Raw genomic sequence first — 12,409 nt, forward strand, 5'->3', positions numbered from 1 at the left:
TAATTTTTTTATTAGAATATACAATTTTAACAGGAGTATATCTAATCCCCGGGGTCTTAAATTTTAGTGTACAGCTGATTTTATCTGCATACTTGCTAAATCCGTTGCACTTCTGGATGACTGTAAGTAAAATAAAAAAACACTCCAGCCTGAATAAACAGACTGGAGTGCCGGACATAAAACAACGATTAACTGTATATTAATATGTTAAAATAATTTTCTTTGTAAGAACATTAGATCCCTGTCTGATCACCAATACATACGCACCTTCAGCCAATGTACTGACATTTACTTTTGCGTTTGTGCCGGCTATCTGAATAGGTGCAAAAACTTCTTCACCCAAGGCATTTGTTATTCTGAATAAAGCCTCCGAAAGATCTACTTCCGTTTCAACAATCAATTCATCCTTTGCCGGAACCGGATATACGTTTGCCTGCATGCTGTTCCCGGATGTAATACCTGTTGTTACGCCCGCAAAAACAGTTACTGGTGAAGAGGTCGTAATACCGTCCTGACTATCGGTAACACGTATCGTGATAGTATGTAAACCTGCCGATACATCGTTCCATGTAAAGCTATAAGGCTCAGAAATACTGGAACCGATTACCGTATCCCCAACTAAATATTCAACCAATTTAATAGAGCCATCTGCATCCGATATATCTGCAGTAATGGTAACCGTTGATGATACCGTTGTATTGGTAACCGGAGATGTAATGGTAATAACGGAAGGCTGATTTACCTTTTGCGTGATCGTTGTAACAGGAGAAATAGCTTTACAGCCGGCTGCATTTGTTACTTCTACAGTATAATTTCCTTCCGCAGTTGCGGTATAAGAAGCAGCAGCTGTGCCTACCTGGTTTGTACCCTTAAACCACTTATAGGATAAACCTGTTCCTGCAGGTGCATTCAGCGTTACACTGCCGCCCTGTACAATAGAAGTAGACCCGATAACTGTGATCGCTGCTGCCGGCAAGGCATTTACAGTAACTGCAACCTGTGCTCTCGGACTTTCACATCCGTTGGTTGTTTGTGAAACGTAATAATTGATCGTTCCAACAGTTGCTGTATTTGGTGTTACAGAAGCAGATGAAGTACCGCCCGTTGCTGCGTCATACCATTTCAATGCTGTACCGGTTGCTGTTAATGCGCTTGCTGCTGCATTCTGGCAATACGCTGCTGGTGCAGTAACCGTTGGTGCAGCCGGTGCGGCATTTACCGTTACGGCTGTTGCTGTTGAAGTAGCTTTGCAATTGTTTGTATTGGTTATTTCAACAGTATAGGAACCGGATGTTGTTGCCGTATAAGTAGAAGTAATACCAACCTGTGTTGTTCCGTTCTTCCATACATATCCCGTTCCGTTACCTGCTGTTAATGTTACTGAACCGCCTGCACAGAACGTTGTTGCTGAACCTGCTGTGATTACTGCTGTTGGCAAGGCATTTACAGTAACTGCAACCTGTGCTCTCGGACTTTCACATCCGTTGGTTGTTTGTGAAACGTAATAATTCTTCGTTCCAACAGTTGCTGTATTTGGTGTTACAGAAGCAGATGAAGTACCGCCCGTTGCTGCGTCATACCATTTCAATGCTGTACCCGTTGCTGTTAATGCGCTTGATGCTGCATTCTGGCAATACGCTGCTGGTGCAGTAACCGTTGGTGCAGCCGGTGCGGCATTTACCGTTACGGCTGTTGCTGTTGAAGTAGCTTTGCAATTGTTTGTATTGGTTATTTCAACGGTATAGGAACCGGATGTTGTTGCCGTATAAGTAGAAGCAGTACCAACCTGTGTTGTTCCGTTCTTCCATACATATTCCGTTCCGTTACCTGCTGTCAATGTTACTGAACCGCCTGCACAGAACGTTGTTGCTGAACCTGCTGTGATTACTGCTGTTGGCAAGGCATTTACGTTAACAACTATTGGCGCGCGCGCACTTTCACAGCCGCCTACATTCTGGCTTACATAATAGGTAGCAGTACCTGCAGCTGTTGTAACTGGCGTTAAGGATGCAGTACCTGTTCCGCCTGTTGAGTTTGTATACCACAACAAACTTGTGCCCGTTGCTGTTAAGGCTGCGGCTGTTGCATTCTGGCAATAGGCAACAGGTGTTACCACGGTCGGAGCTGCCGGCGTTGAACAAGGCAATAAACCTTGTAAAACCGCTGTACCAAATAAAGAAGGGTTTTCCCAGGCATCATCTTCGCTTGCATTCCAGGCCAATTTACCATCACGTGTACCTCCGTCGTCGTCGTCATTGATCATAAAATCCATACCGACTAACTGGCCAATGGCTGGTGTACCTTTTAAGGTAGTCCATGGAATTCTGGCTTCAACAATATATCCACCCGTACGTGCTACGGCTGCATAGGTAATGCCTGTAGTTGCACGACCTGATGGCAATACCCCTACCGTTGTACCATCATTCCAGCCAAATGTATATTGCACATCGTTTGCACCATACGTAGTTGCTTTATCATTATTAATATCAACGTAGACTTCTACACCGTCATCATCATATACATTGGTGCTTTCATTCATTTTTACATCATCGGTAACATCTGCCAGTACATAGAGATAGGTATCATCCCATAAGGCTTTAAAATTACCTGAGAGATCTGTACTATTGGTAACTGCTCCCGCGATCAGTTTTGTCGCAGCCGCAGGTAACACACTGGCATTGGACCAGGTGGCTTCAAGCGTTCCGTCAATGATTATAGGCGAAGACACTTTAAAAATCTTATATTTCTGAGAAACCCGTACTGTAATTTCAGTGCGCGGACCTTCACAACCGTTTAATGTTTGTCCGACATAATACTTTGTAGTACCTGCCGTAGCGGTATTGGGAGTTGGTGCAGAACTTAATGCTGTGCCGCCGGTTGCTACCGTATACCATTTAAGCGCAGTACCTGTTGCGGTTAATTGTGTTGCCGCAGCACCTACTTCGTAATCAAATGAAGTGATGGTTGTTGGTGCCGGTGTTGCACAGGAAACACATTCGCTTACTGTAATGTTTGAGCTTCCCGAACTGTTATATCCTTCTGATTCCATGATCTGATAATCCCAGGTAGTTCCCATGTTCATTCCGGCAGCTTTCCATGCAGCAACATGGGTAGCAAACGTTATGGTTCCGCTCGATCTTTTTTGTGTACGTACACTCCAGAATTGTTGAAATGTAGCTGTACCTACAATAGATGGCTGATTTGTTCTGGTAGCCGTGTATATTGTATAGGTTCCTCCGTCGCAGGTATAGGTTCCTTTGTTTACAATGCCGCTTGTATTTCCCGGAGGTGTCCATGCGCCATAATTTTCACAAACATAATATTCAATCAATGCATTTTTTGTCCAGCCATATAAGGCCAGAAAGCCATTGCTGCCGCCATCGAAGTTTCCCGAAAAGCAGACCACACGATCCGGTTTTCCTACCGCCCAGCCTTTACCTGCGGTAAAGTTTCCGATATTAGACCAGGTAGTACTGTAATTACCTGCGGGGCCTAATGTCATGGATGCGGATCCTTTAGAACCGTCATTCCAGAAAGAATAGAAAAACCCGTTATGGGTGCTTTGTGTATTAGTAGTTACTGTTTGTGCGTAAGATACGCTTACTGTAACGAGCAACACAAATGAAAATACAATGAGCGAAAATCTGCGCATAGTATTTCTTACTGGTAGTTGTAGTCTCATACGTTATATATTAGTTACGGCTTAAATTAAATGGAATTTTGTATACTACCTGTTCAGGTGAAAAAAGTAAACAGCCAGGTGAAAAATCCGGTAATAAATTGATAAATAATGCGTTTACAACTGTTAGGAAACGATTTTATTCTGCTTTCATTAAAAAAATGCGAAACAGGAAAAAAAACTATTTCTATGATCAAAAAAAATGGTTTATCAGGATTCGTTATAAACCGTATCCTGATAAACCATTCACTCGGTTCGGATGAAAGAAATGTTTTTGAATAACCGCTATTCGTTATACATATTTAAGCAATACATAAATAATAATAAAAACAATAATAGTACCCAGGCAGCCGCCGCCTAATTTTTTTGCACCATAGCCTGCAATGATCGTTCTGAAAAAGCCATTCATAATGTTCTGTTTTAATTGTACAACGGATTATTTTTTTATGTACAAATAAACCGCATAAAACAATTGGAATGTTTACATCACTTTCAATATAATTTATATAATTGACATATTACCGGAACATCCGAATGATCAATCGCATCAGGATAGATGAAATGTTTCCGGCTGCATCGGCTGAGGAATAGCTGTTTCTTTCAGCATTTGTTTGATGTTTATTTCTATGTTACGGGCAATAGCTGTTACTGGGGTATCCGTCGGGCGGTTTTCAAAAGGGTCCTGCATATCCTTTGCAGAACTTTCAAGTAAAAAAAAGGGAACAGAAATAAAAATCAATAAAGGTACTTCGAAATACCAGGCAATGTCTTTAAAGGAAAGGGATAGTGTAATCACAAACAGGTAAATGATCGCATGGAGAAACGATCTGTATGTAGCCGGAAAGACCGTATTTTTTATTCGTTCAGCCTTACCCTGCGCTTCACACAAACGTACAATTGTACTGTCTAATTGTACCTGGGCAAAAACATCCAGCTGATTTCTTTCTTTTAAGTTTTTAATATCATTGCCATGAACATTAAGCATAGCCAGCGGTTTATTTGTATGCTGTTTTAATTCATTAAGTTCATCTGCAGATATAAACGCATCGATATTATCCAATGGACCAAGTCCCCTGAGCGATCTTCCCAACGAATAACACCAGGCTATTTGTCTGAAAGCGATTTTTTTTATTTGTTCTTCATTACCGCTGCTAACAAATGACTGAAGCTGAATAATCAGACTGCGTGAATCATTAACAATACTGCCCCATATTTTTCTTGCTTCCCACCAGCGCTCGTATGACTGACTTATTTTAAAAGATAAAAGAACGGAAATGGCGGTACCAATAAATGCAGGTATTGCAAGCGGCATATCTGGCAGCGACTCCTGATGTTCTTTTGAAAAAAAATGTGCCGAAAATGATACAATCAAGACGTACACTAAGGCAAATTTTATATTGATAATTAAATAAGATAGCGGAATTCGTTTATTCAGCAGCATAACAGATTTTTTATTTTCTAATGAAGATGTGCAGTCCTGTCGTACGGTTACACCGGATGGTGTGCGGTTCAAACCGCTTAAGGTTTCGGAATGAATCAGATTATTCTTAAATCTGAACTACGTGATCTTTAAAAATAACTAAAAAAGGCTGGAGTTAAAACTGAATACCAAAAAAATTCATCCACGCATAAGCAGATTTTCCTGTTTTTACCTGAAATATTGCAGCAGCATCACGCATATACCTAAGGCAATTTCCAGCAGCATAATACAATCCTGATAGGCTCCTGCCGAACCGACATTACTTCTTGAATATAACCTGCCCAGGCCTGCGCTGCTAATAATAATACCAACAAAATACAGCTGATCCGTTACTTCCTGTATATGAAAAATAATCCAGATCAATAAAAATCCAAAACTTAAAAACATGCTGCTCAAAAACCTGAATGTATTATCCAGCTTGGCTTGAGGCGGAACAGCTTCAGGTAAAAAATGACGCGCACCTTTTATTGTCTGGCTTAAACCTACTCCGATGCAAATCAATGAAACCACTCCCAATAAAATCTGTAATACCAGTTCCATCACCTATCTATTAAATCATAACCCAAAAATCTCTACTATTAAACTTAGTGTTTTTAATATTCGATTACTAATTATCCATTTACATCCACACGTTTATTCCTGAAAAAATTTCCGTGGCCCGCCGGTAAACTCCCATTTCTGAATGGGTAAAGGGTTTTCTAAAAACCAGTTATCGGATTGATGGAAATCTATTACCCATTCATAGGTAAATCTGCCCATAAATTCTGTTTCTAAATGAATGGTTGCACGTGTCCAGTAAAGCGTTTTTAAAATCGCTTCAAACTTTTGCAGCCATTCTTCCCATTCGTATTCAACAAACTTATAGGAAGCACCAAATGTAATTACCTGATCGCGGTAAGTACCTTGGATGTTGTGAGGGTCCTGTGTATGGAACATATGCCGGTGAATCCAGGGATATGCATCTGCATCGGGAAGTTCCGTTAAAATCTTATTATTAAGCCGTTGTAATTTATGATAATCATCCGTCTTCCACGTAGCCCCTATTATGTTGCCGTAAACGATTGAAATATTTCCCATGAAATAAATATATGTATGTTTAATGCAAGTTTATATTAACGGCTAATCCAGGTATGCATCAATACCAATGATCAGGCCTGCTGCATTTACAGTAATATTGAGGCCGCCTGTTTCGTGCCCGAAGTCTCCGGTAAAATCAACCTGTACCTTTGCCTCTCTGCTGCTTACAGGTTCAATCGATTCAATCTTTGTTACGGTATTATATCCAATAAAAAACTTTTCGATATAAGTACGGATACCTGCTGTATGCTGAAATTTTTCACCTACAGAAACATCGTCTATCACCGCATCTTCCGAAAATAATTTCAGCGCTGCTTTTACATCAAACTGATTGGTTGCTTTGATCAATTGTTTTACGATTTTATCAATTTTTTTATCTTCCATTTCTCCGTTTGATTTTGCTGTATTTAGCAGGTACATGAATAAACTACTAGTACTTTTTGTCCATGAATTTTCTTAATAATATTAGAAAGACCTCTATCAATCTGATCATCATCTTCAGGCCCATTGTATTTGAGGAGAAAATCATTTGCCTTTTTAATCACATCATTAATTGCTTTTGATTCTTCATAAATAAATATTTCGTAATAGCATAAATATCCACCTAACGTAACGCAACGCATAGGTGGTGTGTTGATCCAGGTTTTATCTGACAATTTTAAAGGAGTTGCAATACCACTTATATAATCCCCGACATGAATAGAATTAATTTTTATTTTATGTATGTCTGATAGGGCAATGACCGTATCTGTTAACAGATAATATAATACATTCTTATCTTTCATTATCACATTTTCTGCGCAACCAGGATAATTATATGTAATCCGGTTCTTATAACAGATCAAACTATCCGTCCTGTTATCATCTGCTAATGCGCGTATTAAATATTCTGAACTGTTAATTGAATCGCTGTCAAAATAAAGCGGTGAAATACTTGTATACCCATTAACTATTCCGGCATTTGTTTCAATGGTAAGATGTATCTGATAACTGCTATACTCACCAATACTATCCTGTACTACAGGAATACTATCATTTTGAGAGTCGGTGCTGGTATCTGATACTACCCCATCCGCAGCGTATGTTTGTAAACTGTCTGTCCTAACGTCTTCTCTGCCAGATGACCTGTCACAGGAAACGACAAACAGAATAACACTGATTGCAGCGAATATTTTTTTCATAAAATAAATTCAAGTACCGCTTAATCCAATCCCGCAAATGTAAAAGGCAGTGCAGCTTTAAAATTCATTGAAGCCTCTCCTGAATAATTTTCATTATTCGCTAAGGTTAGTTTCTTTACTTTTGCTTTTTCACTGAAATCTATTTTGCTGAATTCAACCCAGACAACATTCGGATTCAAAACATTGTCAAAATAATACACAAGGTTCTTTTGATCCGATACCGTTCTCCAGCGTGTGGATGAAATATTAGGTTCTGCCTCAGAAGAAATACCCAATGGTACCGAACAATTCCGTATTACGCTAAACACGCTTGGTAACGCTACACGGGTATTGTCTGTCTTTGGTATGGCATCAATATAATACGATGCGCGAACAAATCTATCGGCAGCTCTATTGGTTCCAGGCAGCATAACCGTACCGGGAATGTTTTTCCAATACGTGTTTATAGCAAGCTGTTCATCAAAAACCGGCGAGTTTGTCATGGTTACATAAGACCGGTCGTGATGTATGACCAGCTTGCCGCCGATATATTCAAAGATTGCATTATCGCCTGTGGCATCAGATATAGATAAGTGTACCGTAGCAAAAATAGCGGTTCCGGGAATATGAGAAGAAGCAACTACAAACGGCTCCTTTTCCAGAAATGCAACAGCTTCGGAAACAGTTGCAAAATTATCCAATACATATTGCAGCCAAAGCGAAACAGCCAGACCGGGCTTGTCTTTGTCTTTCACAAATTTCGGATAAGTTGATTCAACAAGCCAAAGTAAATTTCCTACAAGACCTTTTTCATTCATTCCATCAGAGGATGCAATATCCCAGGAGCTCGTTATAACACTTCCATATGTTGATTTCCATTTCACAGAAGTACTTCCTGCTTCGCCGTTGCGCTCTATACCCCGGGGAAAGATCCAGAGATTAGCAGGAATCTCCCCTTTCCAATCCATGGACCTGGCTGTGATAATGGTACCATTTGGTCCTTGATACACAATTCTTGTACACGCATAGGCCGTGTTTAAAATAGCTGGCACATACACACAGAACGCAGCTAAAATGGTTTTTAAAAAAAATCTTTTCATACGTGTTAAATATTTCTATAGTAACAGAAAACGGCAATTACATTTTAATATACTGAATTATTAGTAAGATGTATTTATTTTATGAAAAGACAGGCTGTAAATGCTTTTTATCTATAATAATATTTATGTATGTATTTCAATACCTTTCCATCGTACATTTTAACCATTACCAATCTGCCCTTTGAATTATATACATATTCATTCCGGTCAATCACTGTCCCGTTTTTACCATAAGAAAGTTCCACGATCCTGCCCTGTTCTTTTTTATACTTCCAGAAATACGAATCTTCTTCTTTTTCAAATTCATTATTCTGCTCAGACCCGTAGTACAATGTCTGTGTGAATCCTTTGGGTGAATAGGTGAATTCTATGAGTGAAAAAACGGTACCATCAGGCTTATAGCCTTTAGCCTGCGTAATGTTTCCTGCTGTATAGCTTAACATATTGGTGAATGTCAGGGAACCGTTCATATAATTTTCAATACCCGTACAATGCCCCTCTTTGTACTGATAACGGGAAATACAATCCGGCGTTGCCCGGTGCGCATAATTCTGTTTAATCGCCTGTTCAAAAACAGAATCTGCATATACAAATGCGGAAGGAATATTTGACGTACCGTAATTACTTTCTGACACCAGATGTCCGTCATAGTTATATACCCGTTCATTCAATCCTATGTATTTATATTTCCCGTCGTATTTTTCTCCTTCCCCATATGTTTTTTTGCTCAATACATTTTTATATACATCAAATTGAATTTTATCTACGCCCGGATCTCTGTAAGAACCAGCCATTGAATGCGTTTTATGATGCAGTATTTTCGTTCCGATCATCTGTACCGAATCATACACGGCAGTAATGAGCAGGAAACTATCCTTGATTTTTTTAGGCGTAAATTGATATACAGAATAATTTCCAACAACTTCTTTGGGACTGTAATCCAGCACAGGAATATGACAATCCTGGCTATAGGCGTTGAATGTAAAAATACAGATTAGAAAAAGGATGGTTTTCATATGCTATATGTGTTACGGTTTTGTGCTGTTTTCTTATTAAGAATATAGCAATTATCCGGCATATTTCAAGCATGCGAAAGTTAGAATTTTAATTTAGCAGGTCTATAAATAATATACATTCGTTTTTAAAAAGTACGTTTCCAGTAGCTGTGATATGCGTTATTTCCCAGAAGACGCTGGAAAAGATTTGGGTATGTATATGTAAACGTATATTCAAATGATTCAGCTCCATCGTGGAGAATGCTATTATCCAGCGTACAAGATAAAAATGCTTCCGCCATTTTCATGAACCGTTCCTCTCCGCTTTGCAGACCTTTTTCAAAATCCAATGGCTCACCCTCGTGAAGCTTGTAATAGTTTGCTGCGCTGTCCGAATACATTCTCCGTATTGGTTTTCCGTTTTCAAAAACATCAAATGAAAATGCGCTGATAACATCATACTCAAAAAAACCAGCTGCTCTTCTTCCTTTAGACAACTGTTTCTTAACAATTTCGCTCGACAAAAAATGATTGTCGCAGTTGATAATGGTTGCATTTTTATAAAAACTTAACACAAGTTTATTTCTTTCCTGAAATCCGTCCCAATAATCCGAATAAGTATGCTGCTTAATCAGTTTGTATTCCTGAATACCTAACTGCTCAAATATTTCTGATTGTCGCTCCCGAAGATTTTCGTTGAGCAATATACCTTGTAATTTTAATCCCATAGGTTAAACGTGTCTTAGCAAATATAAATCTGTATTACGGTATAGACAAACCGGCGGTTTCATTCATTAAATGTAAAAGACATCCATATGCTTAGGCGCCTGCATGTAACGCATACGCTGCGATCTTTATTTTCAATCTGTTTTCCAGATATGTATTTCCTCCTGCAAGTGTTTGCAGTATGATATCCGCTTCGCTTTTATATTCCCGGATTTTTGAAATACTCCAATGTGCGGGCGGTTTCTGAAGGTTGGTGATCCGATCGGCAAGTTTCACAGACCATACTTCACACGACAATGCTTTAATACGTGTTAAGCTGTCGGCCATCTTTTCTGCTTTATCTAATGCATCGTTTTTAGTTAACGCTGTTACAGCATCAGCAACGTCACGACCAAATGTATGTTCCACTTCTTCGAACGTCGTATCCGTATCTTCCAGCACATCGTGCAGCAAGGCAACCTGCACAGCAAAAGAAAGATTGAAGCCGGGTGTTACGGCTCCGGCAATAAGTATTTCCATCGCTACATTGCTTATGTGCACCACATACGGCAGATTTGTTCCGGGAATCAGCTGATTGATCGCTGCATGTTTTGCAGCTGCAAATGTTATTGCCTGTTGATATGCTTGTTGTACGTCAATCATCTGGATCTGTGCTTTCTGTGAATGGAGTAAATATAATCTATAAACAGCAGAGATCAGTATAGCTATAAAAAAATCCCGGCTATTTTAAATAAACCAGGATTTTAATCTGTGCATAAACGTATATAATGTTAGATTGCATTAGGTGCTATACCAGTCATTTTTTAAGGCTCCATAGAGAACCATTTTTTGTAGTCCATTTTTGCAGCATCCCTTGTTTAACATATTCATCCAGCATTTGTTCCGATTGGTTTCTGGCAACACCTGTCAATTCTGAAAACTCTTTGGCCGTTAACGAATGAAATGTTGAAAACACAGCAGCTATACTTTTATCGTACGTATATTTTTGAACGCTTGGGTACAGGCCTGCAATCGTATTTTCAAAAACGGCATACGGTTTATATCCATAAACGGTTTCGTTCTTACCTGTCGAATCAGAAAAGATCATTGTAGGAAACCCATGAACACCTAGGTCTCTGGCTAATTTCAAGTCTGCATAGAAAAGGTCTTTTGCTCTTCCTTCATAATCTTTCTTAAATTGTTCTATGTTGACACCTGTATTTTTTGCAGCCTGTTCAAGATGTTCCCATTTTGCAATATTTTTTTTCTGTAAGAAAACCATTTCACGAATTTCGCGAAGAAATAAAATTGCCCGTTCAGTACTTTGAATTTGTACCGCTTTAAAAGCAATAGATGGAGGATATGAAGATGGCAGCGGATCTTCTAACCAAACCCCGCCATCTATAGGCATATCATAATAAACACTGACTTCATCCCAATGATGTGCAACATCTGAAGGTTTACTGATGCCACCGCTATTGTACGACCAATCAGGTAATAAACCGCCCATTCTGTATTCGATATCTATACTGGTTCCATACTCCAATTTCAATTTGCGAAGCTGGGGCTCTATTCCCCAGCACGAGGAGCAAATAGGATCTGTATAATAAATGACCTTAACCGGTTTTTTATCCGATTTTAAATCCGCCTGATGTGCTGTATCCGGTTTTATTGAAGGCATTTCGCAAAAACCGCTTTCCGGATTGCATAATAGAGGATTATTTTGTTCTTGCATATTCGTCTTGATTTGTGACCGGCAGTTTACAAAGCTTACCATCAGAATGATGAGACTTATTGAACAGATAAATTTCATTCTCCTATAATCTAATTGAACAATTTGCTTTTATCTTTGTCAAAGTTCAGCATAGTAAAACTCTTTCACAATAAGTCAGATTTATATGACTAACCTCAAAAAGCCAGAAGAAAATGAAACGTGTCCTGCACAAGCACTTTTAAAAATGCTAGCCGGAAAATACAAACCTGAAATATTCCGTCTGGCTGTTGATGGGCCTTTGCGATTCAGCAGTTTACTAAGACAAATTAAAGGTTCTAATAAGCAAACGATTTCAGTTGCGCTAAAAGAACTGGAAGAAACAGGAATATTAAAAAAAGTAACGATAACAGAAAAACCTTTGCACATTGAATACTTTCTTACTGAAAATGGCAAGGCACTCATCCCGGTTTTTGAACAGTTAGAAAATTTAAGATAAGGT

Annotated in this window: 12 protein-coding genes; 1 reads left to right on the forward strand and 11 read right to left on the reverse strand. The window is 39.0% G+C overall.

The genetic code is table 11. The annotated features are described in order from the left end of the window. Nucleotides 1-199 precede the first annotated feature (199 nt). From CHU_RS11580 to CHU_RS11635, 11 genes are all read right to left on the reverse strand, one after another. A complete protein-coding gene (locus CHU_RS11580; RefSeq protein ID WP_049755547.1) occupies nucleotides 200-3,652 on the reverse strand; it encodes a sugar-binding protein in 3,453 nt (1,150 codons plus the stop codon). 574 nt (nucleotides 3,653-4,226) lie between these two features. Continuing rightward, on the reverse strand, nucleotides 4,227-5,192 hold the full coding sequence (locus CHU_RS11590) for a bestrophin family protein (RefSeq protein ID WP_011585753.1): 966 nt from the start codon (nucleotides 5,190-5,192) through the stop codon (nucleotides 4,227-4,229). Nucleotides 5,193-5,327: 135 nt separating this feature from the next. Next, nucleotides 5,328-5,699 carry a DUF4345 domain-containing protein gene (locus tag CHU_RS11595; RefSeq protein WP_011585754.1) on the reverse strand — a complete coding sequence of 124 codons (372 nt, stop codon included), beginning with the start codon at nucleotides 5,697-5,699 and terminating at the stop codon, nucleotides 5,328-5,330. A 93-nt stretch (nucleotides 5,700-5,792) separates the two neighbouring features. Further along, nucleotides 5,793-6,236: a hypothetical protein gene (locus CHU_RS11600; RefSeq protein ID WP_011585755.1), complete on the reverse strand. Its 444-nt coding sequence runs from the start codon at nucleotides 6,234-6,236 to the stop codon at nucleotides 5,793-5,795. A 42-nt stretch (nucleotides 6,237-6,278) separates the two neighbouring features. Then, nucleotides 6,279-6,656 (reverse strand): nuclear transport factor 2 family protein, encoded by a 378-nt coding sequence (locus CHU_RS11605; protein WP_011585756.1) that lies wholly within the window; start codon nucleotides 6,654-6,656, stop codon nucleotides 6,279-6,281. Continuing rightward, the gene (locus tag CHU_RS11610) at nucleotides 6,644-7,417 is read right to left on the reverse strand and encodes a hypothetical protein (RefSeq protein ID WP_011585757.1); all 774 of its coding nucleotides are present in this window, start codon (nucleotides 7,415-7,417) and stop codon (nucleotides 6,644-6,646) included. Before CHU_RS11610 ends, CHU_RS11605 begins: the two co-directional genes overlap by 13 nt. Before the next feature lie 20 nt (nucleotides 7,418-7,437). Beyond that, nucleotides 7,438-8,496 (reverse strand): linear amide C-N hydrolase, encoded by a 1,059-nt coding sequence (locus CHU_RS11615; RefSeq protein ID WP_011585758.1) that lies wholly within the window; start codon nucleotides 8,494-8,496, stop codon nucleotides 7,438-7,440. 107 nt (nucleotides 8,497-8,603) lie between these two features. Then, nucleotides 8,604-9,512 carry a hypothetical protein gene (locus tag CHU_RS11620; protein WP_011585759.1) on the reverse strand — a complete coding sequence of 303 codons (909 nt, stop codon included), beginning with the start codon at nucleotides 9,510-9,512 and terminating at the stop codon, nucleotides 8,604-8,606. A gap of 125 nt (nucleotides 9,513-9,637) precedes the next feature. Continuing rightward, nucleotides 9,638-10,219: a hypothetical protein gene (locus CHU_RS11625; RefSeq protein WP_011585760.1), complete on the reverse strand. Its 582-nt coding sequence runs from the start codon at nucleotides 10,217-10,219 to the stop codon at nucleotides 9,638-9,640. A gap of 91 nt (nucleotides 10,220-10,310) precedes the next feature. Then, entirely contained in the window at nucleotides 10,311-10,859 is a 549-nt protein-coding gene (locus CHU_RS11630; RefSeq protein ID WP_011585761.1) for an HD domain-containing protein, read from the reverse strand. Between the two features lie 154 nt (nucleotides 10,860-11,013). Further along, on the reverse strand, nucleotides 11,014-11,931 hold the full coding sequence (locus CHU_RS11635; RefSeq protein ID WP_041932734.1) for a ClpXP adapter SpxH family protein: 918 nt from the start codon (nucleotides 11,929-11,931) through the stop codon (nucleotides 11,014-11,016). A 163-nt stretch (nucleotides 11,932-12,094) separates the two neighbouring features. On the opposite strand from CHU_RS11635, the gene CHU_RS11640 reads away from it, so the two are divergent. Then, nucleotides 12,095-12,406, forward strand: a complete 312-nt coding sequence (locus CHU_RS11640; protein ID WP_011585763.1) for a winged helix-turn-helix transcriptional regulator — start codon at nucleotides 12,095-12,097, stop codon at nucleotides 12,404-12,406. Nucleotides 12,407-12,409 lie beyond the last annotated feature (3 nt).

Origin of the sequence: Cytophaga hutchinsonii ATCC 33406, assembly GCF_000014145.1 — a bacterium.
GTDB classification, from domain to species: domain Bacteria; phylum Bacteroidota; class Bacteroidia; order Cytophagales; family Cytophagaceae; genus Cytophaga; species Cytophaga hutchinsonii.